The sequence below is a fragment of the Pseudomonas sp. zbq_18 genome, from assembly GCF_043102245.1.
GTDB lineage: Bacteria > Pseudomonadota > Gammaproteobacteria > Pseudomonadales > Pseudomonadaceae > Aquipseudomonas.
The window spans coordinates 58,453-83,210 of sequence record NZ_JBICIT010000022.1 but is presented as its reverse complement, the minus strand read 5'-3'; the positions used below and the strand labels follow the sequence as shown (position 1 = coordinate 83,210).

The 24,758-nt window shown below is 59.6% G+C and carries 23 protein-coding genes; 10 read left to right on the top strand and 13 right to left on the bottom strand.

Features of this window, described 5'->3' with window-relative positions; translation table 11 throughout:
- Position 1: 1 nt before the first annotated feature.
- From ACF8C6_RS16970 to ACF8C6_RS16960, 3 genes are read right to left on the bottom strand one after another with little or no spacing between them, the layout of a single operon-like run.
- On the bottom strand, positions 2-3,022 hold the full coding sequence (locus tag ACF8C6_RS16970; RefSeq protein WP_392500353.1) for a glycosyltransferase: 3,021 nt from the start codon (positions 3,020-3,022) through the stop codon (positions 2-4).
- A gap of 13 nt (positions 3,023-3,035) precedes the next feature.
- Positions 3,036-3,806: an ABC transporter ATP-binding protein gene (locus tag ACF8C6_RS16965; RefSeq protein WP_392500352.1), complete on the bottom strand. Its 771-nt coding sequence runs from the start codon at positions 3,804-3,806 to the stop codon at positions 3,036-3,038.
- A 7-nt stretch (positions 3,807-3,813) separates the two neighbouring features.
- Positions 3,814-4,569 carry an ABC transporter permease gene (locus ACF8C6_RS16960; RefSeq protein ID WP_392500351.1) on the bottom strand — a complete coding sequence of 252 codons (756 nt, stop codon included), beginning with the start codon at positions 4,567-4,569 and terminating at the stop codon, positions 3,814-3,816.
- Positions 4,570-4,699: 130 nt separating this feature from the next.
- Here ACF8C6_RS16960 and ACF8C6_RS16955 point away from each other — a divergent pair, with 130 nt between their 5' ends.
- From ACF8C6_RS16955 to ACF8C6_RS16930, 6 genes are all read left to right on the top strand, one after another.
- Positions 4,700-5,452: a sulfotransferase family protein gene (locus tag ACF8C6_RS16955; protein ID WP_392500350.1), complete on the top strand. Its 753-nt coding sequence runs from the start codon at positions 4,700-4,702 to the stop codon at positions 5,450-5,452.
- 16 nt (positions 5,453-5,468) lie between these two features.
- A complete protein-coding gene (locus tag ACF8C6_RS16950; protein WP_392500349.1) occupies positions 5,469-6,392 on the top strand; it encodes a glycosyltransferase in 924 nt (307 codons plus the stop codon).
- On the top strand, positions 6,389-7,357 hold the full coding sequence (locus ACF8C6_RS16945; protein ID WP_392500348.1) for a glycosyltransferase: 969 nt from the start codon (positions 6,389-6,391) through the stop codon (positions 7,355-7,357). The genes ACF8C6_RS16950 and ACF8C6_RS16945 overlap by 4 nt, the downstream gene beginning before the upstream one ends.
- 77 nt (positions 7,358-7,434) lie before the next feature.
- The gene (locus ACF8C6_RS16940) at positions 7,435-8,196 is read left to right on the top strand and encodes a class I SAM-dependent methyltransferase (RefSeq protein WP_392500347.1); all 762 of its coding nucleotides are present in this window, start codon (positions 7,435-7,437) and stop codon (positions 8,194-8,196) included.
- Positions 8,197-8,224: 28 nt separating this feature from the next.
- The gene (locus ACF8C6_RS16935; protein WP_392500346.1) at positions 8,225-9,232 is read left to right on the top strand and encodes a phytanoyl-CoA dioxygenase family protein; all 1,008 of its coding nucleotides are present in this window, start codon (positions 8,225-8,227) and stop codon (positions 9,230-9,232) included.
- Positions 9,233-9,415: 183 nt separating this feature from the next.
- On the top strand, positions 9,416-10,564 hold the full coding sequence (locus ACF8C6_RS16930; protein ID WP_392500345.1) for an acyltransferase family protein: 1,149 nt from the start codon (positions 9,416-9,418) through the stop codon (positions 10,562-10,564).
- Here ACF8C6_RS16930 and ACF8C6_RS16925 read toward each other — a convergent pair.
- Positions 10,527-11,330, bottom strand: a complete 804-nt coding sequence (locus ACF8C6_RS16925) for a 2OG-Fe(II) oxygenase (protein WP_392500344.1) — start codon at positions 11,328-11,330, stop codon at positions 10,527-10,529. The two genes, ACF8C6_RS16930 and ACF8C6_RS16925, sit on opposite strands and share 38 nt — an antisense overlap.
- Before the next feature lie 57 nt (positions 11,331-11,387).
- Between ACF8C6_RS16925 and ACF8C6_RS16920 the strand changes: the two genes are divergently transcribed.
- The gene (locus ACF8C6_RS16920) at positions 11,388-13,220 is read left to right on the top strand and encodes a sulfatase-like hydrolase/transferase (protein WP_392500343.1); all 1,833 of its coding nucleotides are present in this window, start codon (positions 11,388-11,390) and stop codon (positions 13,218-13,220) included.
- A 604-nt stretch (positions 13,221-13,824) separates the two neighbouring features.
- On the opposite strand, the gene ACF8C6_RS16915 is transcribed toward ACF8C6_RS16920, so the two are convergent.
- The 4 genes from ACF8C6_RS16915 to ACF8C6_RS16900 form a co-directional block, all read right to left on the bottom strand.
- Positions 13,825-15,273, bottom strand: a complete 1,449-nt coding sequence (locus ACF8C6_RS16915) for an NAD(P)(+) transhydrogenase (Re/Si-specific) subunit beta (RefSeq protein ID WP_392500342.1) — start codon at positions 15,271-15,273, stop codon at positions 13,825-13,827.
- Between the two features lies 1 nt (position 15,274).
- Complete coding sequence (locus ACF8C6_RS16910) at positions 15,275-15,589, bottom strand: NAD(P) transhydrogenase subunit alpha (RefSeq protein ID WP_021700956.1); 315 nt, start codon at positions 15,587-15,589, stop codon at positions 15,275-15,277.
- 11 nt (positions 15,590-15,600) lie between these two features.
- Complete coding sequence (locus ACF8C6_RS16905) at positions 15,601-16,722, bottom strand: Re/Si-specific NAD(P)(+) transhydrogenase subunit alpha (RefSeq protein ID WP_392500341.1); 1,122 nt, start codon at positions 16,720-16,722, stop codon at positions 15,601-15,603.
- Between the two features lie 387 nt (positions 16,723-17,109).
- Positions 17,110-17,634, bottom strand: coding sequence for a DUF962 domain-containing protein (locus tag ACF8C6_RS16900; RefSeq protein WP_392500340.1), 525 nt, complete (start codon positions 17,632-17,634; stop codon positions 17,110-17,112).
- 82 nt (positions 17,635-17,716) lie between these two features.
- Between ACF8C6_RS16900 and ACF8C6_RS16895 the strand changes: the two genes are divergently transcribed.
- Entirely contained in the window at positions 17,717-18,409 is a 693-nt protein-coding gene (locus tag ACF8C6_RS16895) for a Crp/Fnr family transcriptional regulator (RefSeq protein ID WP_392500339.1), read from the top strand.
- Here ACF8C6_RS16895 and ACF8C6_RS16890 read toward each other — a convergent pair.
- Both ACF8C6_RS16890 and ACF8C6_RS16885 read right to left on the bottom strand, forming a co-directional pair.
- Positions 18,406-19,623, bottom strand: a complete 1,218-nt coding sequence (locus tag ACF8C6_RS16890; protein ID WP_392500338.1) for an HDOD domain-containing protein — start codon at positions 19,621-19,623, stop codon at positions 18,406-18,408. The two genes, ACF8C6_RS16895 and ACF8C6_RS16890, sit on opposite strands and share 4 nt — an antisense overlap.
- A 155-nt stretch (positions 19,624-19,778) precedes the next feature.
- Positions 19,779-20,330 (bottom strand): TetR/AcrR family transcriptional regulator, encoded by a 552-nt coding sequence (locus ACF8C6_RS16885; protein ID WP_392500337.1) that lies wholly within the window; start codon positions 20,328-20,330, stop codon positions 19,779-19,781.
- 79 nt (positions 20,331-20,409) lie between these two features.
- Here ACF8C6_RS16885 and ACF8C6_RS16880 point away from each other — a divergent pair, with 79 nt between their 5' ends.
- Positions 20,410-21,141, top strand: coding sequence for an SDR family oxidoreductase (locus ACF8C6_RS16880; protein WP_392500336.1), 732 nt, complete (start codon positions 20,410-20,412; stop codon positions 21,139-21,141).
- Between the two features lie 162 nt (positions 21,142-21,303).
- Positions 21,304-21,897, top strand: coding sequence for a 2-hydroxychromene-2-carboxylate isomerase (locus tag ACF8C6_RS16875; RefSeq protein ID WP_392500335.1), 594 nt, complete (start codon positions 21,304-21,306; stop codon positions 21,895-21,897).
- 53 nt (positions 21,898-21,950) lie between these two features.
- Here the strand turns inward: ACF8C6_RS16875 and ACF8C6_RS16870 are convergent, their stop codons facing one another.
- The 3 genes from ACF8C6_RS16870 to cysW form a co-directional block, all read right to left on the bottom strand.
- On the bottom strand, positions 21,951-22,715 hold the full coding sequence (locus ACF8C6_RS16870) for a hypothetical protein (protein WP_392500334.1): 765 nt from the start codon (positions 22,713-22,715) through the stop codon (positions 21,951-21,953).
- Positions 22,716-22,916: 201 nt separating this feature from the next.
- Positions 22,917-23,885, bottom strand: coding sequence for a sulfate/molybdate ABC transporter ATP-binding protein (locus ACF8C6_RS16865; protein ID WP_392500333.1), 969 nt, complete (start codon positions 23,883-23,885; stop codon positions 22,917-22,919).
- 3 nt (positions 23,886-23,888) lie between these two features.
- Positions 23,889-24,758, bottom strand: a complete 870-nt coding sequence (gene cysW, locus ACF8C6_RS16860; protein WP_392500332.1) for a sulfate ABC transporter permease subunit CysW — start codon at positions 24,756-24,758, stop codon at positions 23,889-23,891.

The following is a 24,758-nucleotide window of genomic DNA, read 5'->3' as shown; positions in this document are numbered from 1 at the left end:
GTCAGAAGTTCTGCGCAAGGAAGTTCACGCTACTGCCATGCAGGTTGGGATTGAAGTAGGGATCCGTCATGAAGTGATGAGGATGCTTCTGGTATAAGCGGCGCCGCTCTTTCTCCAGTCGCCGCAGCTTTACCGGATCGTCATCGTCAACACCGCGGGAAACGGATTCGTAGTGGATCAGCCGCGCAGCGTTGCATACAAGGTTTTTCAGGCCCTGATCGTGCAGGCGCCAGCAGAGGTCGACATCGTTGTAGCCCACCGGGAAGGTTTCGTCGAAGCCTCCTACGGCTGCAAACTTGTCGCCTCTGACCATCAGACAGGCGCCAGTGATGGCCAGCCAGTTCCATTCGAGGATGTTGCGTCCGAAGTAAAGTGGAGCGTCTGCGGGAGCATTGTAGAAAGCATGCCCAGGACCGGCCGCCAGGTTCAGCACGCCACAGTGCTGGATAGTGTCGCTGTTGGGGAACAACAGTTTGGCCCCTACCGCACCTACGTGCTCCAATTGAGCAAACCCCAGCATGCGTTCTAGCCAGTCCGGGGTGAGTATTTCGGTGTCGTCGTTCAGGAACAGCAGGTACTCGCCCTTTGCCTCGCGCGCACCGAGGTTGTTGATGGCCGAGTAGTTGAACGGATGCGGATAGCGCAGCACAGTTATCCGCGCGTGCTCTGCGGCTTGGTCGAAATACGCGAGCGCCTCGGGGGTCGCGGAGTCGTTATCGATTAGCAGTATTTCATAGTGTTCGTAACGTGTTTCCCGCAGCAGCGAGTCGATGCAGCGTCTTAGGACTTCGCTGTTGTCGCGGCTCGGAATGATGATCGAGACGAGCGGGGTACCTACAGGGTGGTAATTGATCCGGCACTGGCTGGGCATTTCCGCGACTTCTTCGACGCTGCCTTTGAGGCCGCGTCGCAGCAAAGCTTCTTCCTTGAGTCGAGACATGGCGCTGCTGGCGTAGGGTTTCGCCTCCAGGCCGCTAGCCGTCGATGAGGGCAGCGTACGCCAGTGGTAGAGCACCTTGGGGATATGGTGGATGCGCTGTGTGCGCTCGGTCAGGCGCAGTACTAGATCATAGTCCTGCGCGCCGTCGAAGGCCGGACGAAAGCCTCCGAGCTCTTCGATCAGATTCTTGCGCATGCAGGCCAAGTGACAGGTGTACATGATGCTCATGAGGGCATCAGGCGACCAGTCAGGCTTGAAGAAGGGCTGGCTGTAGTTGCCTGCGTCGTCGATCTTGTCTTCGTCGCTGTAGATAAAATCAGGGTCGCAGTTGTTGATCGCGCAGACCAGCTCATAGAGCGCGTCGGCAGTCAGCTCGTCGTCATGGTCGAGAAAGGCCACGTATTCGCCACTAGCCATGCTTAAGGCAATATTGCTGGCGACCGATATCCCACCATTTTCGTCGCAGAGTCTGACCTTGATGCGCGGATCGTTCAGTGAAGACAGAAAGCTTTTGGTGGCCGGGTTGGGGCCGGCGTCCTCGACGAGGATCAGCTCCCAGTGTGGATACCATTGCTGTTCCACTGAGCGGATCAGGGCCTGCAGATAATGCGGCTCTATGCCGTAGACCGGAGTCAGTATTGAGATCAGCGGCCGGCGGGGGAGCTCTTCCAGCACTTTCTCCACCGCCGAAGTGCGTCGTGGTGGCAGGTAGCAGTAAGCCGGATACTCGCTTTGCTCCAATTGGTAGCGGCCTTCACCAGTCAACTCTGCCCGGCGATAGCTGAGGCTGGATGGCTTGGGCTGGCCAGGAGTCCAGGCCAGGCGCCAAGCTTCATAATGGCCCATGCCGCGAAACAGGATGCCGAAATAGCGATAGGCAAGCCGCAGGCAGGGCTCTCGCAACTTGGCTGGCAGGCGGTGATAGATCCTCTTGGCTGTGAGGCGCATGGCAGGTTTCAGCCGCTGCAGTGCCTGGCGAGCAGCACCGGTCAGTGCGCGTATCGGCGCGGTGATGCGCCATGACGCAGACAGGCGCATGGCGTGTATAGCGGAAGAGAGGTCGTGAACTTCTTTGGATAGAGCCTGAGCTACTTCGGCTAGACCTTGGAACTCGCGCTGAGTATTCGCCAGAGCCTGGGAGACATGATTGAGGTGGGCGTTTTCCTTGTGCAGCGCATCGAGTCGCTCACTTACCGACGCCATCTGAGCATTCTGCTCTATCAGCACCTGATAAATAGGCCCCAGGTTTTTCAACCAGTCTTGTGCCCACTCAAGCTCGTCGCGGACAGTGGGCTCATCAAGATCTGATTGGTCGGTAGCGAGGCGTTGTGCCAGCGCGTGGATCAGGGCGATTTCCCGAGCCAGGTGTGGATCGGCAGTAAGCTCATCCTGGGTATGTTGGTGATGGCGTAGCCCGCTTTCCAGGAACTCTTCCTGGTAAGCGTCCAGCTCGGTTTGAACCGGTGCCGGCAGCCCTGTGAGTCGCGCTATACGCTCCAGCTCGTTAGCGGGCTGTTCGAGTAGTCGATCGAAGTCGACTACCAGACGACGATGACCGCGGGTTTCCAATAGTGCCGGTAGAACATGCTCCAGCCACAGGAAATAGCTTTTGCCGAGGAGGAAGTCGTCGCGCTTGGCTAGAGATCGCGCAACGCTTAGCGGGTCTCGGCTGCTGATCAGGAAGACGGGTTCGACCTGGCAACGTCGAAATATTTCCAGCCAGAAGGGCAGTAGGCGCACCATGCGCGGGTCTTTCAGACCGAACAGCGGATGCTGCGTTATTTGCGACTGCAGATAGGCTTCGGCCTTCGCTGCCAACGGGTGCTCCAGCAGCTTGGTCCAGTCGTGTCGCTTCTGTAGCGCCCCGAGGCTATGCCAGTTCATACCCAGTTCGGCCAGCAGGGCATCATTGAGCGCGACGATTTCCAGGTCTTCCCAGAAGCCTTTGCTGTTGTTGCCCTCGAAGGCAGGCATCAGGTTGTCGCCCAGTGACACGCCCAGTACCTGCAGGCCTCTGGTCAGGGCGCTGGTGCCACTGCGGTGCATGCCAAGCACGACAATTATTTTTGATTTCGCATTCATCGTCGTTTTGGACTCAGATCTGGGGGGCGTGTTCTCTGAGGAGGGCAGCCTGCTCGCGCTCTTTGGCTTGCAGCTCTTTTACTGCCATTCGTACGGTTTCGGTGTATCCGCTTATCGTTATGTCGGCGCTATCGCAGACTACGGTACGTCCTTGATGCAGCCACAAGACCCGATCACACAGCTCGCGAATCGCTTCCATGCTGTGCGAGACGAGCACTACGGTCTTGTTGGAGGCAATTTTGCCCTTCATAGCTGCGTGCGACTTGAGGCGGAAACTTTCGTCGCCAACCCCCAGAACCTCATCGATCAGCAGGATGTCCGGGTCGGCCTGAATGGCTAGTGCGAAACCGAGGCGTGCCCGCATTCCTGTCGAGTAGGTGCCTACGGGTCGCTCGAAGAAGTCCTTCAACTCGCTGTAGCGATGTATCTCGTCAATGCGCTCGTCAATCTGCTGCCGAGAAAGCCCCAGCAAAAGGCCACTGAAGCGAACGTTTTCGCGCCCGGAAAGTTCGGGTTTAAAGCCCACGTTGAGGGCGAGCAGATTGGCTATTGTATTTGGGCGTCGATATAGCTGGCCCTGGTCGGGATCTATGATGCCGGCGATCAGGCGAAGAAGTGTGCTCTTGCCTGCGCCGTTGCTGCCAATGACCCCTAGTGTCTCGCCAGGGCGCAGGTCGAAGGTGGCATCGCGCAGAGCCCAGAAGCGCTCGTACCTCAGGACACCTGTGCGCTGGCGATAATAAACGCCTACATTTTTGGCACTAATCAGTGGCTTATTGTCCATGCGACACCTAGTACGTCAGCTTTGGATAGTGCCGCTCATAACGCCTGAAAATCAGGCTTGCCGTAATCAGAAGCGGAGCGGAAAACAGAAGGGAGTAGCCAAGCTGAGACCATTGCGGCCATTGCCCCTCAAGCAGAATGATGCGGTATGCGCTGATGATCAGCACCATCGGGTTCAGTTCAAATGCTGGGCGCAATGCCTCTGGGACATGGTCTGCGTTGAAAAAGATCCCGGACATGAACATCATCAGCATCAGCAAGTTATCGACGACCTGCTTGAGGTCCTGAGCAAAGGGAATAATGGAGGCCAGGAGGAATCCAAGGGCGATTATCAGGGTCAGTTGGGTCAGGATGACCGGCACAAGCGCGAACCAACTCCATGTAGGCTTGTGCCCGGTCACTAGCAAGAAACCTAGCAGCAGCAGGAGTACGATCAGGAATTTGAAGGTATTGCTGAGGATCTGGATCAGTGGAAACAGATACTTCGGTACGTGAATTTGCTGAAGAAGGCCGGCATTGGCAGCAAGTGCAGTACCGGCTTGGCGTACCGATCCGTCGAACCACTTCCAGGCAATCATCCCGCTGAGCAGAAAAGGCACGTAGTTGGCGTCTCCCTGGCGTAATGCCAGGCCGAATACGACGTAGAACACGGCCATGTACATGACCGGCTCAATGATCCACCAGAGAAAACCTAAGAAGCGCCGGGCAATTTCCGTGCGCAGGTCGCTATAGACCCCGTAGAGCAGGATTTCACGGTAGTTCATCAATTTTGGCAGCCAGATTGAAAAGGGCGATCCATTTAAACACAATGGCTCGGCCCTCCAGCAAGAGGCAGGAGGGCAACGCTGCAACATCGTCTGATAGGCAGCCTTAAATCAAGAACAAGAGGCGCAAATGCGGTTCATCCGTAACATTTTCTCTCGCAGCCAGACGGTTCAGGCACGGGTCATGGAGTCAAAGCCGGGGCCTGTCATGGTGGTCGGCATGCACCGCAGCGGTACGAGTTTTCTGACGGGGTCTCTGCAGCAGGCAGGCTTGGAGCTCGGCAAGTTCAGCGCCTGGAACCCCCATAATCTCAAAGGCAATCGCGAAAACCTCGATATCGTTGCATTCAATGATTCGGTGTTGGCAGCGCGCGATTCTGCCTGGGATAACCCGCCCAAGGAGCGAGTGATCTGGAGCGAAGCGGAAAAGGCTCGCGCTCAGGAGCTGATTGCCGAGTATCAGGGGGCGTTGCGTTGGGGGTTCAAAGATCCGCGCACGCTGCTTTTGCTCGATGGGTGGTGGGAGCTGTTGCCCGATCTGCAGTTTGTTGGAATCTTTCGCCATCCAACGGCCGTCGCTCAATCCCTGAATGCGCGAGGTGGTATGCCGCAGAAACATGCGTTTGCGCTTTGGCAGGCCTATAACCAGCGGCTCCTGGATCTGCACCAGAAGGTCTCATTCCCTCTGCTCTGTTTTGATGAGGACGAAGACGTTCTCCATTCCAAGCTTGGTGCTGTGCTCCAGGAGTTGGGGCTGGGAAGCGAGCCCTTAGCGGAGGAGCGGTTCTTCAGTGCCGAGCTGAAGCACCATGCTCGGCAGGAGCAGGCCCTGCCGGCCGAACTTGACCATCTGTATCGACAGCTGTGTGCTCGCGCGCGCTGAATCCAGGGAGCTTGTTATGCCTTTTTTCCGTCGTCGCCCCCGGCTTTCGGTAATCGTCATCGTTTACAAGATGCCTGATCAGGCGGAGAAAACGTTGTATTCACTGAGTCCTGTCTACCAGCAGGGCGTGCTAGAGCAGGATTACGAGGTCATAGTGGTAGAGAATCACTCTGACCGTTTGCTGGGGGCAGAGAGAGCCTGCCGCCATGCGCGTAACGTGCGCTATTTTCAGCGGCGCGAAACACAACGAACACCGGTCCATGCCATCAATTTCGGTGCCTCCCAGGCGCGCGGCCAGCATCTGGCGATCATGATCGATGGCGCACGAATGCTAACCCCAGGCGTTGTACGTCTTGCCCTGGATGCTTTCAGAATAGACTCGCAGGCCGCCGTGTCGGCCCCCGGCTATCATATCGGCCACAAGTTGCAGCAGGTAGCCGTCAATGAAGGCTATGACGAGCAGGCCGAGGCGGCATTGCTGGAAAGTATCGCTTGGCCGAGTGATGGCTATCGGTTATTCGACATCTCGGTGCTTAGCGGCTCCTGTCAGGGCGGTTTTTTTCAGTCCAACTATGAAAGCAACTTCATCGCCATGTCGGTAAAGAAGTGGCATGCCCTTGGGGGCGTGGATCCGCGCTACAACGATTTTGGTGGTGGGAACGCCAACCTGGATCTATACAAGCGGCTGCTCGAATACCCCGGGACAGCGTTCTACATGCTGTTCGGTGAGGGGTCTTTCCACCAGTTTCACGGTGGTGTCACCACCGGCACGCGCAAGGCTGAGCGGGACATTATCTACAAGCAACTGGATGATCAGGATCGCGCCCTGCGCGGTGATAACCGCGCACCACCTAATGTTAGGCCGGTACTGTTCGGTACTCCGCACCCAAGTGTGTATCGCTTTATCAGGCATTCGCTAGACAAGGTGCAGGCCGAATGAGCCAGCCATTGCTGTCAATCATCGTGATTGCCTACGACATGCCGCGTCAGGCGCTCAACACCCTAATAAGCCTGAGTCCGTGTTATCAGCAGGGTGTCGATGCCGCCGACTATGAGGTCATCGTGGTGGAGAATCGCTCGCGGCGGAACATGGATGTATCTGCGATAGAGGCTCTTCCCGGGAACTTCCGTTACTTCCTGCGTGACGAGCCTGGCGTTTCGCCCGCTGCGGCAATCAATTTCGGCTTCAGCCAGGCTCAAGGCCGGCACATCGGCTTGATGATCGATGGCGCGCGAATGGTAACGCCCGGTGTGGTGCGCAATGTGCTGATGGCCATGCGCCTTAGTGCGGACGCCATGGTCGTTGTGCCGGGATACCACCTAGGGGAAAACGAACAGCAGTACCACCTTACCCATGGATACTCTGAGGCTGTCGAGCAACAGCTGTTGGCTGATATCGACTGGCAGAACAATGGTTATGGCCTGTTCGATATTTCCTGCCTTAGCGGCGCCAACCCGAACGGTATTTTTCACCCGTTCATGGAGTGCAACTGCCTGTTCTTCTCGGCAGAACTATTCAACGAGATAGGCCGGGCAGACGAGCGTTTCGATATGCCTGGGGGCGGCGCGCTCAACCTTTTCATCTATCGCAAGGCGGCCATGCACCCGCGCACTACCAGTTTCATGCTGGCGGGAGAGGGGTCTTTTCACCAGCTGCATGGAGGCGTGACTACGTCGCAGGTGGCGGAGCGTGAGGCCATTCTTGCGCGACAGAGCCAGCAGTTAACCGAGTTGCTCGGTCAGCCGTTTCGCTCACCTACGGTCGAGCCTGTCTTGCTGGGTGCGGTTCCTCCACAGGCCTTGCGCTACCTGAAGCACTCTGTAGAGCGCGGCCTGCACCGCATGGCACGCTGTGCTGAGCGCGGTGAGGACATGTACGCGGATCAGCGCCTGAAGAACACCTAAAAATCAGATACCAAAGTAGGGCTCGCGATGACGGGCCAAACGACACAACGTGCCCGTACGGGCAGAGGGAGCACCGAATGAGTCACGTTTACATGCCGCCGTCGATCCGCCGATTCGTCCCGCTACATATGGTATTCAGCACCTGGGTCGACCATCTGCCGTTTGGCTACGATCTAGTAGCGGCCTTGCGCCCGAAAATGCTGGTCGAGCTCGGCACCCACAAAGGCCTGTCCTATTTCACCTTCTGCCAATCGATGAAGGAAAACGAGATCGACGGACTGTGCTACGCGATCGATACATTCGAGGGTGACGAGCACACCGCGAAGTATGATGAATCAGTGTTCAACGCCGTGAATAGCCACAACCGGGAGCATTACCACGGCTTCTCATACCTGATGCGCATGTTCTTCGAAGATGCGCTGAAGCATTTCAACGAGGACAGCATCGACCTGCTGCATATCGATGGCTTCCATACCTATGAGGCGGTCAGTGCTGATTTCGCAAACTGGTATCCGAAGGTCAAGCCGGGTGGCGTCATCCTGTTCCACGATGTTCAAGCTCGCCTGCAGGACTTCGGTGCCTGGAAGTTCTGGGAAGAGATTCGTGGCCAGCACGAAACTTTCACCTTCAATCATGGCTTCGGCCTGGGGGTTCTGCGCAAGCCAGGTGGTGACCGGAGTCAGGATCCGGAGCTACTCAAGTTGTTATTTGAGGGCCAAACCGAGCAGTCGGCCGCTACCCTACGAGCCTTTTATGTTCACGCCAGCAAGCATCTGGAAAATACGCGAAAACTGAAGCGCATCGGGCAGGGCGTAAAGCAACCTGCTCAGCAGGCATAGCCGATTTAGTTTCGCTGTTAGACAGGGGATGACTTTGGAAGAGTTGAGCGTTGCGGAAAGCTTGTTCGCAGAAGGTCGAATCTATGAGGCCATTTGCGCACTTGAGGCCGATATCGTGGGTTATGAGACAGCGGAGAAACTTACCCGACTGATGCAGATGCGGCATGGTGGCTTTTTTCGTATGCCACTTAGCGCTGCGAGTGAACAATGGCCTCATGAAACTGGCGGCTTGAGTTTCCCGTTAGGCTCCATCCCGGAGATTCCGGCCAGCGAACTTGAAGCATCGTTGCTGGCTCAGGGGGTGATGAATCATGGTGCTCTCATCGTCAGGGGGCTATTCGGGGCGCAGACTATTCAGGAGTTGACCGAGTGCATAGATAAGGCGATGCAGGCGTATGACGATCTGGCAGGTACTCAGATGACTAACGAGTGGTTCGCTCCTTTGCGCCCATGTCCGGAGAACGGCGAAGTGCGCGTGGCGAGAAAATGGGTTCGTGAGGGCGGGGGCGTTCTTGCTGCCGACTCTCCCAAGGCCATGTTCAAGCTGATTAGGGTGCTCAAGAGTCAACAGATTCTGCCTATCATCGCTGATTATCTGGGGGAGCCTCCTGCACTGTCAGTTAAAAAGACTACCTTGCGACGGGTCGCGCCGGGCAGCAATGGTGGCTGGCATCAAGATGGAGCATTCCTGGGGCAGGGAATCAGGACACTCAATCTGTGGGTGGCGCTAACTGATTGCGGGGTCGATGCGCCGTCCATGGACATGGTGCCCGCTCGTATGAGGCGGATATTGCCAACCGGTCAAGGCGGGGCAGATTTTGGCTGGTCTGTAGGTGAAGGGTTCGTCGAGTCTGGGGACGTAGAGTTCGCGCCGGTCAGGCTCAAGTTCTCCGCAGGCGACGCAATTTTCTTCGATGAGATGAACCTTCATCGCACGGCTGTAGATGAATCGATGACCCGTTCGCGTTATGCGATCGAGGCATGGTTCTTCGCGCCATCATCCTACCCATTGGGGCAGATTCCCGTTGTGTGCTAGTTGCTGCCTTGAGCTGGCATTTGGCTATGGGTGACGCGAGCATTCGCTGGACTACCTACGGTCGCTCTCGGCTGTGGTCTTGTTGGCAGTCGCTGCAATGAGGGCTTCGGGCAGATGCAGGGGCAATACTCCCAGTATCACCAAGTTCAATGCCTCTCTCAGCGGTGAGTGTAAGAGCGACAGATGTTCAACGTAATAGCCGGCCTGCGCCAGCCTAGCGCCTATATCCCCCAGCTTGAGTCACTACGAGGCTGGGCGATTCTATTGGTTGTGGCCTTCCACTTTTTTGGCATTCTTCGGGGCGAAAGCCTGCAGTTGCCGGAGGAGTCGCCTATCTGGCTCAGGGTCATTGGGGCCGGCAACACTGGTGTTACGTTGTTCTTCGTGCTGAGCGGTTTTCTGCTGGCCCGGCCATTTATCAAAGCCTTCAGAAGTGGTGCGAAAGTCAACATTGGCCAGTTTTATCTAGCCCGCCTACTGCGCATCATCCCGCTGTATTACATCGCTGTTTTCGTTGCCTGGCTGGTAACCAAGAACTCTGTAGGGGCATTCAAGGCACTGTGGTTTATCCCAGTGGGCTTCGATATTTTTCCTTTCAGTGTGCCGTGGTGGTCGCTATGTACCGAGGTGCAGTTCTACCTGCTGCTGCCTTGGCTGATGCTGGCGCTGCATTATCGTTGGGGGCGTTGGTTGGTTGCTTGTGCAACTGCAAGTTGGCTCATGTTGCACGGCGCTCACCTATTGCAGCCGCAATGGCTTGGCTTGCCTGCCTGGAGCGAGTCGTCGCTGTTTGGGCGTGGTGTTGCCTTCCTGGTAGGCGGATTGGCTGCTTGGTTTCATGTCAGCAGTGGCTACGCAAAGGTATTCCGTTCGCCTTGGCTGGTCGGATTGCTCGCGCTCTTGCTGTTTGCCGCGCTTATTGGGCTACTGCAGTGGTATGGGCTGGTAGGGCAGAAGGCTGCCATGCGCTCAATGCCTTTTTACCATGATTTGGAGGCGCTGCTTTGGGCAGGTTTGCTGCTTTGCAGCTTGGCTCCGCTGGCGCAAGGGGCGGGGATTTTCATTAATCCGCTGATCAGCCACTTCGGCACAATTTCCTATTCGCTTTATCTCGTGCACGTCCCGCTGCAGTTCTATCTGATATACCCCTTCAAGGCCGCTGGTAGCGATATATCGGATAGTCGGATGTTGGTGGCTGTTGTCGGCAGCTTTGTACTCTCCTGGCTATTGGCGATACTGTGCTACCACGCTATCGAAAAGCCCTTCCTGAAGCTGAAGGCCCATCTGCCGATACTCAGCGATAGGCTTCGGGGACATCCTGCCAAAGCGTAGCGAAACCGGGTTCTGCTTCGCCTGCCGGTCGCCCATTGGTGTAGTAATAGAGCGCCAGAGATTTGCGGTAGATACCTTCCGGGCAAGAGAGCGGCTGTGGGTGGCCGTGATAGGAGGTCGAGGTGGTGTTGAACACCACGCAGCGATTGAGGATGGGCAATACCCGCTTTGGCGGACCCTGCATATCCTTGTCCCAAAGCTCCAGATGGCCACCATAGGATTCTGGCCAGTCCTGATTGAGGTAGAGCAGGAAGTTCAGGCGTCGATCGAGAGCGAATTCGCGGTGAGTTGCAAAGTCTGCATGCACCTTGAGGAAGCCGCCCCGCCCGATCTGGTGAATGCCGGCACCTCGCAGGTTGGGGTCGGGGATTAGGTTGCCAATACCGGTCATACCAGCAAGAAAGTGCAAGAACCGCTGGGAGTTCAGCTCCCAAAATAGCTGGCGATAGGTCGGAGGCATCCGCAGACTGTCGCGAATGTTACGTTTATCTTTCTGGACGTACTCCCCACTGCTCTTGTCTTTATGGGTTGCATCGTTCCAAACCGGCAGGCTCTGGTCGGATGGGTATTCGAGCAGCAGCTTTTCAATCGTGCAGGCAGGCAGGAAGTCGTCGATGACGATATGGGGGAAGGGCTGATTGCTCTGATAGACCGCTGCCAGTCGTTCCTGTGCATCCTCAAGTGCCTGATAGTTGATCAACAGGCCTGAGGGGTCCGGAATCGCGTGTTGATTAACGGACAGCTTCGGGAATAATGCGTCACTCATTGATCAGAGGTCCTTGTCGTGGCGGGCTCTTGTAAAACCGCGCTCTACTGTTTTTCTTTGCTGGCCATTCTCCTGTCTGCCGGCTGTTCGGGCAATGACGCCGATCAAGCAGCGCGGCCAAATATTCTGCTCATCCTGGCTGACGATCTAGGGAACAATGATCTGGCCAGCTGGGGAGATGGAACAGCGCCAACCCCAGCACTGGATAGGCTCAGCCAGCAGTCAGTGCGGTTCCGCCAGCATTACACCGACAGCACCTGTTCACCGAGCCGCGCTGCCCTGCTGACCGGACGGGAACCAACGAGTATCGGATTCCAACCAGTAGGTCTTGGACTGTCTGAAGACCTGGATACTCTGCCGAAGAAGTTGCAATCGCTAGGTTACCAAACAGCGCATATCGGCAAATGGCATATTGGCGAAGCTCTTGAGTACCCGAGCATTCAGCCCTCCCGGCATGGCTTCGATTACTGGTTCGGGATGCTTAATCATTTTGTGTTACAGGGCCCGAATGCCCAAGGCGAACTACGGCGCACCCGACCAACTCACTGGAACCCCTGGCTGCAGGAAAATAGCTCTCCTGCACATCAATTCCAAGGCTATCTTGATGACATTCTTACCGATAAGGCAATCAGCATAATACAGAAAAGCGACCACCAGCCTTGGTTCGTTAATCTCTGGCTTTACTCTCCGCATACGCCATATCAGCCACCAGCAGAAGACGCTGCAAAATATCCAGACACCAACGCTGGCCGATATCTGGCTGTGCTATCTCGGCTAGACCAAAATGTTGAACGAGTACTGAAGGCACTGCAGGACTCAGGCCAAGCCGAAAACACTATTGTGGTATTCGCTAGCGACAATGGCTCGCCTAACAAGGCGCGAGACAGCAACTGGCCATTGAGCGGAGTAAAAGCCACATACTTGGAGGGAGGGCAGCGCAGCCCGCTCTTATTGCACTGGCCAAACCGTTATCAAAACAAGGATATCAATGTCCCTACGACGATCATGGATATCTTTCCGACGCTTATAACTCTGGCTGGAGGGGAGAAACTGCAGGGAGTGGACGGGCAAGATCTCGTTCCGCTGATAAAAGGCGGTGTATTCCAGCCAATAAAAACATTATTTTTTGGAATGGCTAGCCAGAATGGCGACTCCTATGGAGGACGCATCTTTAAAGAAGGGCGTTTATTTTATAGATCATTTTCAGGAAATCTAATAAGCGGCGATATATACCCACCAATTGGCGTTGCAATCTCTCAGAATTCTACAAAAGCTTTTAATAGCAGAGAAGCAGATAACCTATTGAAAGTATGGGAACTGAAGACCAGAATCGTGCCACTAAACTGGCAACCACCAATCGACGGGAAGCCAGGCATCATAAATGGCAGACCAATGCAAAGAGCTCCAGTCTATGGGGGCTATAGCATCGGTCTCTCGTTGCATGGCACCCCATTCGCGAGGAGAGTGCAGTCGCTGGTGGATCAACCTGGGGTCTGGCAGGTGCAACTGCTGGAAGACAGGCGCTTACGCATTCAGCATGGGAATGTCGTTCAGTTCAGCTCTCCGCTTGAAAAAGAAGAAACCTGTAACAAGCTAGTGATCAGTCTACAGGTCGACGAAGCAGTCGACTTCCCATTACGCACGCCTGCTAATTCAGCACTTCAGGTCCACTGGAATGGCAATCTGGTTCTCGAGAGTACGCAGCTTTTACGGCGACCTGAGAATGAAGAAACGCTGATTCGGCCAACGCTCATTGGGGCCCGCGCGGACGGTAGCGAGGCGTTCAATGGATTCATCGAGAAACCGTTGGTCGTCAACAAAATGCTTACTGAAGTGCGACCTGGATTTAGTCTCAATGATCTACAAAAGGAGCTTTGCAAAGCTCGCTAAGCAATTCACGCTCGCGTTAATTAGCGCTCCAGAAAATCCACTGATTTAAATAGGGCGCCAACAACACGCCCTTTCGCATCCTTTCAAAAATGCTACGCACATAACAAGCATCCAGCAGGCCATCCCTTATAACAATATCGCAACCCATAGCCAAATCACTGCCGATCCCGACCAAGCGCAACAACCCCGCAGCCAGCGACAGCAATATCAATCAAAATACTCGAAGAATAATTCGAGAAATAAATTTAGCCACTCTCAAAATCAAACAGCCCCTGAAAAAGCACCTCGCAAACCACAACCGCAACCCACAATCAGAGAAAAATCTCATATCTAGCTTCGCAAAACATACAATTCAAGCCACTCGCACCCCCGCACAACAAGATAAATCACTTGACTATTAATTATTTCTTATCAACAGTACAGGTAAGTATTTTCATAATTCAATTAGACTTATCCATGATCAATCAACAAACCCCAATTACGACCACATAACCAGACGCACATAGCAATACAATAAAATCGAGTTTTCATTCACAGAACTCCACTCAAACACCCACAAAAAACCCGGCACATGGCCGGGTTTTTTGTGGGTGGGGAAAGCGTCTTACTCGACCGCCTTCACCATATCTTCGATGACCTTCTTCGCGTCGCCGAACACCATCATGGTCTTGTCCATGTAGAACAGTTCGTTGTCCAGACCGGCGTAGCCGCTGGCCATGGAGCGCTTGTTGACGATGATGGTTTTGGCTTTGTAGGCCTCGAGGATCGGCATGCCGGCGATGGGCGACTTCGGATCGTTCTTCGCCGCCGGGTTGACCACGTCGTTGGCGCCGAGCACCAGCACCACGTCGGTCTGACCGAACTCGGAGTTGATGTCTTCCATCTCGAACACCTGCTCGTAGGGCACTTCGGCCTCGGCCAGTAGGACGTTCATGTGGCCCGGCATACGGCCGGCAACCGGGTGGATCGCGTACTTCACGGTCACGCCGCGGTGGGTCAGCTTCTCGGCCAGCTCCATCAGCGCGTGCTGGGCACGGGCCACCGCCAGGCCGTAACCCGGGACGATGACCACGGTGTCGGCGTTGGTCAGCAGGAAGGCGGCGTCGTCGGAGGAGCCCGACTTCACGTTGCGCTCCTGCTGGGCACCAGCCGGGCCGCCGGCGTCGGCATCGGCGCCGAAGCCGCCGAGGATGACGTTGAAGAACGAGCGGTTCATCGCCTTGCACATGATGTACGAGAGGATGGCACCCGAGGAGCCGACCAGCGAACCGGCGACGATCAGCATCGAGTTGTTCAGCGAGAAGCCGATACCGGCCGCTGCCCAGCCCGAGTAGCTGTTGAGCATCGACACCACCACCGGCATGTCGGCGCCGCCGATCGGGATGATGATCAGCACGCCGATGACGAAGGCCAGCGCCACCAGGATGGCGAAGGCGGTGATGTTGCCGGTGAAGGTGAAGTACAGGCCCAGGGCCAGGATCGCCAGGCCGATGACCAGGTTGACCATGTGCTGGCCCTTGAACACCACCGGGGCGCCCTGGAACAGACGGAACTTGTACTTGCCCGACAGCTTGCCGAAGGCGATCACCGAACCGGAGAAGGTGATGGCACCGATGGCCGCGCCGAGGAACAGCTCCAGGCGGTTGCCGGCCGGGATGGCATCACCCAGGTTGGCGACGATGCCCAGCGACTGCGGTTCGACGACTGCGGCGATGGCGATGAAGACGGCGGCCAGGCCGATCATGCTGTGCATGAAGGCGACCAGTTCCGGCATCTTGGTCATTTCCACGCGCTTGGCCATGATCGAGCCGGCAGTGCCGCCGACCAGCAGACCGACCAGTACGTAGGCGAGGCCAGTGGCGGCGCCGCCTTCGGCCATTTCCGCGGCCAGTTTGAACACCAGGAAGATGGTGGTGACCACGGCGATGGCCATGCCGACCATGCCGAAGGCATTGCCCTGGCGCGAGGTGGTCGGGTGGGAGAGGCCTTTCAGCGCCTGAATGAAGCAGACGGAAGCGACCAGGTACAGCAGGGTGATCAGGTTCATGCTCATCTTATTTGCCCTCCGCCTTGGCTTTGGGCGCCTTCTTCTTGAACATTTCCAGCATGCGGCGAGTGACCAGGAAGCCACCGAACACGTTGACCGCGGCCAGGGCCACGGCCAGGGTGCCCATGGCCTTGCCCAGCGGGGTCACGGTCAAGGCGGCGGCCAGCATGGCGCCGACGATGACGATCGCGGAAATCGCGTTGGTCACCGCCATCAGCGGGGTGTGCAGGGCCGGGGTGACGTTCCAGACCACGTGGTAGCCCACGTAGATGGCCAGCACGAAGATGATCAGGTTGTAGATGCTGGGGGAGATCAGTTCCATCTCGCGACTCCTTAACCGTTCTTGCGCACGACTTCACCGCCCTTGCACATCAGGCAGGCGGCAACGATGTCGTCTTCGAGGTTGAGCTGGAACTGGGCTTCCTTGTCGATCACGAGCTTGAGGAAGTCCAGCAGGTTGCGGGCGTACAGGGCGGAGGCATCCGCCGGCACCAGCGCGGCCAGGTTGGTGTGGCCGACGATGGTCACACCGTGCTTGACCACGACCTGCTCGGCCTCGGTCAGCGGGCAGTTGCCACCCTGAGCGGCGGCCAGGTCGATGACCACGGAGCCCGGCTTCATCTCGGCAACGGTGGCCTCGTGCAGCAGGGTGGGTGCCTTGCGGCCCGGGATCAGCGCGGTGGTGATCACGATATCGGCCTGCTTGGCGCGCTCGTGCACGGCCTTGGCCTGACGCTCCATCCAGGATTGCGGCATCGGGCGGGCGTAACCGCCGACACCCTGGGCGCACTCGCGCTCTTCATCGGTCTCGAACGGCACGTCGACGAACTTGGCGCCGAGCGACTCGATCTGCTCCTTCACCGCTGGGCGCACGTCCGAGGCCTCGATCACCGCACCCAGGCGCTTGGCCGTGGCGATGGCCTGCAGGCCGGCGACACCGGCGCCGAGGATCAGCACGCGGGCGGCCTTCACGGTGCCGGCGGCGGTCATCAGCATGGGCATGAAGCGCGGGTAGTGGTTGGCGGCGAGCATCACGGCCTTGTAGCCGGCGATGTTGGCCTGCGAACTCAGCACGTCCAGGCTCTGCGCGCGGGAGGTGCGCGGGGCGGCCTCCAGGGCGAAGGCGGTAATGCCGCGGGCATTCATGCGCGCGATGGTGTCGTTGCAGAACGGGTTGAGCATGCCGACCAGCACAGCGCCGGACTTCATGTGGGCCAGTTCGGCTTCGGTCGGGGCGACCACTTTCAGCACCAGGTCGGCGCCGAAGGCGGCGGACTCGTTGCCGATGGCCGCGCCGGCGGCTTCAAAGGCGCTATCAGGGATGCTGGCGCTGACGCCGGCACCCGCCTGGACGGTCACCTGATGGCCTTGGCCAACCAGTTTCTTGACGGTCTCGGGCGTCGCGGCAACCCGCGTCTCCCCGGCGTGGGTCTCGAGAGGAACACCGATGTGCACTTCATAATCTCCTGCGTGATCTTTTAGGTGAACCCGCCTACTACGCTGGTACGCGGGCAAAAAGGGGATCAGCACAAACCGCCCCACAACAGGGCGGGCGCGGCATTGTGCAGGCGATTGGCAGGGGCATCAAGAATTTATGAAGCGGCACCGTGGAATAACTACAAGTCACGCGGTGACCAAATATTTGTCGCGCGCCCTGCAAAGTGCCGTCAGCGCTGGGATGGCGCTAAATTGCGGATGAACAAAGGGATTGCTGGTTATCAGGGAGCTGAATGACCGTTTGTCAGTCACAGCCAATACGCAGGCGGATGTCGCAAAGTCGACAGACGGAGTCGTTCTTGTAGTGATGCCGGCAGAGGCACTACCTGCTGCCGGCAGGGCCTGTCACGCCAGCGCCTTGCGCGGGCGAATGCAGGTCGGGCCGGCGCGCTTTTCCACGGCTTCCTGCACGTCTGGGCGCAGGCCGAGCAGGAAGCCCAGCTCAGCGACCACGAACAGCGGGCCGATCACCAGCCCCATCAGGTCGTCGACGAAGGCCGGTTTGCGCCCCTCGTAGTAGTGGCCGATGAACTGGATGATCCAGCCGACCACGAACAGGCCTAGGCCGCTACCTAGCCAGACCAGGGTGGATTGCTGGGCCAGCGTGGCGCCGGCCCACAGGCACAGCGCCAACAGGGCTGCCATGAGCAGGCCGAAGCGCAGGTCCAGGCGCAGGTAGAAGATGCCGGCAGCCAACGCCGTGAGCAGTGCCGGCGAGCCCCATAGGCCGGCAAGGTCCCAGCCTGGGCGCGACAGCAGGATGGCGACTGCGACCACGATCATCGGAATGCCGATGAAGTGGCTGAGGATGTTGCGCCGGTCGCGGTGGTATTCGGCGTATTGGGCGAGATGATCGACGAGGGTTTTCATTGTTATGGTCCTCAGCAAGGCAGGTTGCTGGCATGATCGCGCCAGCAGCCGATACACGACTGTCAGTTAGGCGACAAAGCCCATGCCCGATAATCCCGCCACCTATCTATCCCTGCTGCAAAGCGGCCAGTGGTTCAGCCACCTGCCGCCGGCCTTGCGTGCCGCCCTGCTGGACAAGGCGCGCCTGCTCCGGCTTGAGCCGGGTCAGCGTCTGTTCTGTCGCGGTGATCCGCCCTGCGGCCTGTACGCTGTGCTGGAGGGCATGATGCGGGTCGGTGCGGTCGGTCGGGACGGCAAGGAAGCCCTGCTGACCCTGGTCGAGGCGCCCTACTGGTTTGGCGAGATTTCCCTGTTCGATGGTCAGCCGCGTACCCATGACGCCTATGCGGAAGGTCCGACCCGTCTACTGCAGGTGCCGCAGGCTGCTCTGCTGGAGATGCTGGAGCGCGAGCCCGGCTACTGGCGGGATTTCGCCTTGTTGATGAGTCAAAAGCTGCGCCTGACCTTTATCGCCCTGGAGCAGATGAGCCTGCTGCCCGCCGCCCAGCGCCTGGCGCAGCGTCTGCTGCTGATGGCGGAGGGTTACGGCGAGATTGGACCGCGGCAGACACTGCACCTGGCTCAGGAGCAGCTGGCGCTGATGCTCGGGCTGTCGCGGCAGACGACCAATCAGATTCTCAAGGAGTTGCAGGTGCGCGGCGTGGTGCGCCTGACCTATGGCGAAATCGAGATTATCGACCTCGCTGGCCTGCGTCAGGCAGCAGAAGCCGGCTAGGCCGAACGCCGCAAGTGCGTCGGCACTCCATGCAGCAACTCGCTGCGCAGGCGTAGCAGGCGAGCAGGTCGCGATTCGATCAGTGCTTGCGGGTTGCCGTCGGCAGGCAGCTCCAGCAGGGCGGCGCTGAGGTTGAGTACCAGGGCTTCGCGGCTGAATACGCCGCTGCCGAGCTGGTAGAACGCGGCGATCAGCTCGCGCAGGCCAAGTGGCAGGCGCCAGCGCATGCGCAAGGCCGAGCCGAAGCCTGAGGCGCGCTTGTTCAGGCAGGCAGCGATCTGTTCGTCGCTCAGTTCCCCGCCCAGATTCAGCCAGTCCTGCAGGCTGCGCAGCAGTGCCAGTTCGCCGATGTTGTGCAATAAGCCGGCGGTGTAGCACAGCTCATGGTCGAGGCGCAGTTGTGCAGCCAGCCAGTGGGCCAGCTCCGCGCATTGCTGGGCCCGGTCTCCGACCTGGGTGGCTGCTTCGCGCAGGCGCGGGTCCTGCAGGCGGGCGTTGCGCTGTACGGCCAGCCCCAGCACCAGATTGAGGCTGTGGGCGATGCCCAGGCGTTGCATGGCCTGGGTCAGGGTCTGGCAGATGCCGCTGCGCTGTTCGGCGGCGCTGTTGGCGGCGGCGATCAGGCGTGCGGTGATTTGCGGGTCGCGGGCAAAGTCGCGGGCCAGGCTGCCCAAGTCGCTGTTGGCGGCTTGCAGGCAGGCGCTGACCGCGTCGCGTACCTCGCTCAACAGTGGCGCACCCTGGCCTTCTTCGCGTACCTCGTCGAGGTACTGCTCCAGGCTGGCTGCCGGCAGGGCTTTGCTGGCCGGGAGGTTGGCCGCGTTGGCCGCCGGTAACAGGCTGGCAATCTTCTGACGCAACAGTTCGGCGTTGAAGGGGCGGGCCAGATAGGCGGTCGGGGCGAGGGGCAGCACTGCCCGCACGCTTTGGGTGTCGACCCGGCGGCTGATCAGGATGCAGGGTAGGGCGGGGGTTCTCGGGTGGCGCCGCAGTTGGCGCAACAGCTCGATACCGTCGACACCGGGCAGCTCGCCATCGGCAATCACCAGGTCGGGGAGGCGGCGCCTGCAACTGGCGAGCGCGGCTGTGCCATCGTCCAGGCGCTGGACGCGTGCATCGCTGCGCACATCCAGCACGAGCTGGGTCAGCAGTTCGGCAGTCCAGGGGTCTGCTTCGGCAATGAGGATTTCAGGGCTGGCGGCCGAGGCGGACATGGATGACTCGAGTAGTGGCAAAGTAATGGCGCCAATATGGCGGCGCGCATTCTACGGTTTGCCCGATTTTTATCCAGATAATGCCGACGACCAGCGAGTCATCTAGCGCTGGATGCAACGCTAGCCCGATAACTGCAGGCCGGCATTGCCCTGAGTCAATCCAGGCTGCGGTCGATCATCGCTCTGCTGGCGGTCAGCACCTCGGCTTGTCGCGGCGGGCTCGCCAGCATACGGGCCACGACCAGCGCACCGACACATTGGGCGAGGATCGCCCAGGCCAGTTGCGGATCGGCCAGTTCCCTGGCCCAGGCCTGCTGCAGGCGTAGTAGCCAATGCTCGGCGCGCTCGCGCACGCTGCTGTCGGCGCGGGCGATTTCGGCCCCCAGGGTGGGGATGGCGCAGCCGCTGTCCGGCTGTTCCACATGCTGCAGGCTCAGGTACAGGTCCAGGCAGCGCTTCAGCTTGTCGCGACTGGCATCCTCGCTGCCGAGCAAGGTCAGGCTTTGGCTCAGCTCGCGCTCGACGATGGCGGCGAAGAGTTCATCCTTGGAGGCAAAGTGGCCATAGAAGGCGCCGCCGGTCAGGCCGATGGCCTTCATCAGGCCGTCCACGCCGGTGCCGGCGAAGCCGCCGCGCTTGGCCAGTGCGCCGCTGCTGGTCAGCAGCTTCTCGCGGGTCTGGGCCTTGTGTTCGGCGGAATAACGCATGACGGACTCTCTGCTTGACGGGTGTTGGAAGCATAGCATAACGTTCGTTTACTAAGTGATCGTTTAGTAAAGGTGGCGCATGAGCAACGACAAGAAAGTGGTGCTGGTCATTGGTGCGGGTGACGCGACCGGCGGTGCCATCGCCAAGCGTTTTGCCCGCGAGGGGTATGTGGCCTGCGTGACCCGGCGCAGTGCCGACAAGCTACAGCCGCTGGTCGATGAGATCCGCGCGGCGGGCGGCGAGGCCCATGGCTTTGCCTCCGATGCACGCAAGGAAGAGGCGGTGGCTGAACTGGTCGAGACGATCGAACGCGATATCGGCCCGATCGAGGCCTTCGTCTTCAATATCGGCGCCAACGTGCCTTGCAGCATCCTCGACGAGACGGCACGCAAGTACTTCAAGATCTGGGAGATGGCCTGCTTCTCGGCCTTTCTCACTGCCCAGGCGGTGGCGCGGCGCATGGTCGTGCGTGGGCGCGGCACCATCCTGTTCACCGGGGCCACCGCCGGCCTGCGCGGCGCGGCGCACTTTGCCGCCTTCGCCGGCGCCAAGCATGGCGTGCGCGCGCTGGCGCAGAGCATGGCGCGCGAGCTGGGACCGCGGAATATCCACGTCGCCCATGTGGTGGTGGACGGCGCCATCGATACCGCCTTCATCCGCGACAGCTTCCCCGAGATGTACGCGCGCAAGGCGCAGGACGGCATCCTCGATCCCGCGCATATCGCCGACAACTACTGGTTCCTGCATGCCCAGCCGCGCGATGCCTGGACCTTTGAGCTGGATCTGCGCCCCTGGATGGAGCGCTGGTAACGGCTGGCTGCGCGGCGCTGATGCGTCGTTGGCGTGCCGGTGCGAAATGCTCATTGGCTGCAGCCAACTGCGCTTTCTCCCCGACCCGCCTCCTAGCCTGAGCGCCGCTCGCTCAGCCTCGACCCCGAGCAGACAACAACAAGCAAAAAAGAGAAAAACTCCATGAGCAAAACCGTCGAGTTCTATTTCGATTTCGGCAGCCCCGCCACCTACCTGGCCTGGACCCAGCTGCCGGCGCTGTGCGCCGAAAGCGGCGCGAGCCTGGTGTACAAGCCGATGCTGCTCGGCGGGGTGTTCCAGGCCACGGGTGGCGCTTCGCCGGTGACCATCCCGGCCAAGGGGCGTTTCATGCTCCAGGACCTGGCCCGTTTCGCCCGCCGCTACCAGGTGCCGATGCAGTTCAACCCGCACTTCCCGATCAACACCTTGGGGCTGATGCGTGCTGCGGTGGCGATGCAGATGCATCAATCGCAGCGTTTCGAGGCGTTTCTCACGCTGATCTTCGAAGCCATGTGGGTGCAGGCGCGCAACCTTGGCGATCCTGCCGTGCTGGCCGAGGTGCTGGTCGGGGGAGGTTTCGATGCCCAGCAGCTGCTGGCCTGGAGCGCCGAGCAAGAGGTCAAGGACCAGCTCAAGGCCAACACCGATGAGGCGGTCAAGCGTGGCGTGTTCGGTGCACCGAGCATGTTCGTCGGCAACGAGCTGTTCTTCGGTCAGGACCGCCTGGACTTCGTGCGCGAGGCGTTACAGGCCTGATCGAGCGGGCAAGAAAAAGCCGGGCAGTGCCCGGCTTTTTTGCGCGCAGTGACTTATGGTGCTCCTGCGACCTGGCCCAGGCTGATCCACTGATCGGTCAGCGAGCGGGTGTGACGATCCACCGTGGTGGGCGCGAAGGCTCGACCCGAGGCACTGGCCAGGGCGTTGCTGCCGCTGTTCATGTCGATCAGGGCGGCGCGCAGGAATTTCCAGCGGGTCTTCAGCTTGGCCACTGAGCTATTGCCCTTGCTGTTCAGCTGGCCCAACTCGGCGTCGATTTGCGGGACGAGCTGGCGCTCGTCTTGGCCAATGTAGTTATCGGTCTGCTCGCGAGCGATTTCGAAGCTGCCGATGTAGGAGCGGCTCAGGTACTGCACGCCGAGGTATTCAACCTTGGCCGGCAGTTCGCCCGCCGGATCGGCATTCGGCACGCTGCGGGCAGTGCTCAATACTTCACGGAGTGCCTGGGCGAGATCCTGGGGGTAGGCCCAGGGCATGTCGTCTTCGTTGGGGCCAAAGGAAACACCCAGGCGTAACTGGGTAACAAGTTTGGTGGTCAGACCGGGTATTTCCGAGCTGGCGCTCATGGCGTTCTGCGCGGCGGTTTCCAGTTCGGCGATATCTTGCTCCAGGCGTGCCTTGTGGGCTTCCTGGAAGCCTTCGCCGCGCAGCAGCAGCAGGCTGCTGGTCGCTCGGGAGGCATAGATCTGTACTTGCTCGGCAGCGGTCATGGCGGCGGCCTGGGCCACCGCGGAAAAGGCCGTCAGTAGCCCAAAAGCCAATGAAAAATACAGCTTAATCAAAGGGTTACGTTTCATCCCCGGTCGCTCCTTATTATTTTTCTCGGCGCGGATGCGGAGGGTGCCGTTCAGGTCCCGACGCAGTAACAACAGCCTACTGCGCATCCTGATAGCAAAGGATGAGCCAAAAGAGTGAATTTAATCGCAATTTTGACGCCGTCCGGATGGCACACGCCGATCTGTGCTAGGCGGCCGGGCAGGTCGTTCGCCTAGCCCCCTTCAGAGCCTCGGGCGGAAATACAGCGTTGTGCCGCGTGCCAGGCCGCTCAGGCTGGCGTGATCCTTGATCACCTCGGCCTCGATCAGCTCGTCTTGCCCTTCCACCTTGAGCGTCACCCGGGTGATGGCGCCGAGCGGGCGGATGTCGCGCACCTGCGCCGCGCGGTGCTCGTCGATGGCCAGGCGCGACAGCGACACCTCGTGCGGGCGGAACAGCAGGTGCTGGTCGTCGCCCAGGTGCAGGCGGTTGGCGTCGCCGAGGAAGTGGTAGACGAAGTCGCTGGCCGGCTGCTCGTAGACCTCGGCCGGCGAGCCGATCTGCTCGATGCTGCCCTTGTTCATCACCACGATGCGGTCGGCCACCTCCATGGCTTCTTCCTGGTCGTGGGTGACGAACACGCTGGTCAGGTGCACTTCCTCGTGCAGGCGCGCCAGCCAGCGGCGCAGCTCCTTGCGCACCTTGGCATCCAGCGCCCCGAACGGCTCGTCGAGCAGCAGCACCTTGGGTTTCACCGCCAGGGCGCGGGCCAGGGCGATGCGCTGGCGCTGGCCGCCGGACAGCTGCTCCGGGTAGCGGTCGGCCAGCCAGTCGAGCTGCACCATGCCGAGCAGCTCGTGCACGCGTTCGGCGATCTCGCGCTCGCAGGGGCGCTCGCCCTTGGGCTTCATGCGCAGGCCGAAGGCGACGTTGTCGAACACCGTCATGTGGCGGAACAGGGCGTAGTGCTGGAACACGAAGCCGACGTTGCGATCACGCACGTCGTGGTTGGACACGTCCTCGCCGTGGAACTGGATGCTGCCGGCATCCGGCGTCTCCAGGCCGGCGATGATGCGCAGCAGGCTGGTCTTGCCGCAGCCGGACGGGCCGAGCAGGGCCACCAGCTCGCCGCTGTGGATATCCAGGTTGATCTGGTTGAGCGCGCGGAAGGCGCCGAAGGTCTTGCTGACGTTACGAATTTCGATACTCATGGCTTATTCCTCATCAGCAGACTTGAGACGGGGCAGACGGGATTCGCTCCACTGCTTGAGCAGCAGGATGATCAGCGCCAGGGCCAGCAGCAGGCTGGCGACGCTGAAGGCGGCGACATGGTTGTATTCGTTGTAGAGAATCTCGACGTGCAGCGGCAGGGTGTTGGTGTAGCCGCGGATATGCCCGGACACCACCGACACCGCGCCGAACTCGCCCATGGCCCGCGCGGCGCACAACACCACGCCGTAGATCAGGCCCCATTTGATGTTCGGCAGGGTCACGTGCCAGAACATCTGCCAGCCACTGGCGCCGAGCAGGCGCGCGGCTTCTTCCTCCTGGGTGCCCTGCTCCTGCATCAGCGGAATCAGCTCGCGGGCGACGAAAGGCACGGTGACGAAGATGGTGGCCAGGACGATGCCGGGCAGGGCGAAGATGATCTGGATATCGCGTTCCTGCAGCCACTGCCCGAAGAAGCCCTGGGCACCGAACAGCAGCACGTAGATCAGACCGGCGATCACCGGCGAGACGGAGAACGGCAGGTCGATCAGGGTCACCAGCAGGCTCTTGCCACGGAACTCGTACTTGCTCACGCACCAGGCGGCGGCCACGCCGAACACCAGGTTGAGCGGCACGGCAATGCCCACGGCGAGTAGCGTCAGCTGTAGCGCGGCAAGCGCGTCCGGCTCCAGCAGGGCGCTGAAGAAGGTGCCGAAGCCGAGCTTGAGGGCTTCGCTGAGCACCACCAGCAGCGGCAGCAGGAGGAACAGGGCAAAGGCCAGCCAGGCCCCGGCGATCAGCGCGCGGCGCCCGAGCGCGCTGCCACGGCGGCGGTCGTTGGCCAGGGTGGAGGACGACAGAACGGTGCTACTCAT

Coding starts and splice junctions, on each gene's coding strand:
- ACF8C6_RS16970 (WP_392500353.1), bottom strand. CDS start 3,022: ATGAATGCGAAATCAAAAATAATTGTCGTGCTTGGCATGCACCGCAGT.
- ACF8C6_RS16965 (WP_392500352.1), bottom strand. CDS start 3,806: ATGGACAATAAGCCACTGATTAGTGCCAAAAATGTAGGCGTTTATTAT.
- ACF8C6_RS16960 (WP_392500351.1), bottom strand. CDS start 4,569: ATGAACTACCGTGAAATCCTGCTCTACGGGGTCTATAGCGACCTGCGC.
- ACF8C6_RS16955 (WP_392500350.1), top strand. CDS start 4,700: ATGCGGTTCATCCGTAACATTTTCTCTCGCAGCCAGACGGTTCAGGCA.
- ACF8C6_RS16950 (WP_392500349.1), top strand. CDS start 5,469: ATGCCTTTTTTCCGTCGTCGCCCCCGGCTTTCGGTAATCGTCATCGTT.
- ACF8C6_RS16945 (WP_392500348.1), top strand. CDS start 6,389: ATGAGCCAGCCATTGCTGTCAATCATCGTGATTGCCTACGACATGCCG.
- ACF8C6_RS16940 (WP_392500347.1), top strand. CDS start 7,435: ATGAGTCACGTTTACATGCCGCCGTCGATCCGCCGATTCGTCCCGCTA.
- ACF8C6_RS16935 (WP_392500346.1), top strand. CDS start 8,225: ATGACTTTGGAAGAGTTGAGCGTTGCGGAAAGCTTGTTCGCAGAAGGT.
- ACF8C6_RS16930 (WP_392500345.1), top strand. CDS start 9,416: ATGTTCAACGTAATAGCCGGCCTGCGCCAGCCTAGCGCCTATATCCCC.
- ACF8C6_RS16925 (WP_392500344.1), bottom strand. CDS start 11,330: ATGAGTGACGCATTATTCCCGAAGCTGTCCGTTAATCAACACGCGATT.
- ACF8C6_RS16915 (WP_392500342.1), bottom strand. CDS start 15,273: ATGAGCATGAACCTGATCACCCTGCTGTACCTGGTCGCTTCCGTCTGC.
- ACF8C6_RS16910 (WP_021700956.1), bottom strand. CDS start 15,589: ATGGAACTGATCTCCCCCAGCATCTACAACCTGATCATCTTCGTGCTG.
- ACF8C6_RS16900 (WP_392500340.1), bottom strand. CDS start 17,634: ATGAAAACCCTCGTCGATCATCTCGCCCAATACGCCGAATACCACCGC.
- ACF8C6_RS16895 (WP_392500339.1), top strand. CDS start 17,717: ATGCCCGATAATCCCGCCACCTATCTATCCCTGCTGCAAAGCGGCCAG.
- ACF8C6_RS16890 (WP_392500338.1), bottom strand. CDS start 19,623: ATGTCCGCCTCGGCCGCCAGCCCTGAAATCCTCATTGCCGAAGCAGAC.
- ACF8C6_RS16885 (WP_392500337.1), bottom strand. CDS start 20,330: ATGCGTTATTCCGCCGAACACAAGGCCCAGACCCGCGAGAAGCTGCTG.
- ACF8C6_RS16880 (WP_392500336.1), top strand. CDS start 20,410: ATGAGCAACGACAAGAAAGTGGTGCTGGTCATTGGTGCGGGTGACGCG.
- ACF8C6_RS16875 (WP_392500335.1), top strand. CDS start 21,304: ATGAGCAAAACCGTCGAGTTCTATTTCGATTTCGGCAGCCCCGCCACC.
- ACF8C6_RS16870 (WP_392500334.1), bottom strand. CDS start 22,715: ATGAAACGTAACCCTTTGATTAAGCTGTATTTTTCATTGGCTTTTGGG.
- ACF8C6_RS16865 (WP_392500333.1), bottom strand. CDS start 23,885: ATGAGTATCGAAATTCGTAACGTCAGCAAGACCTTCGGCGCCTTCCGC.
- cysW (WP_392500332.1), bottom strand. CDS start 24,758: ATGAGTAGCACCGTTCTGTCGTCCTCCACCCTGGCCAACGACCGCCGC.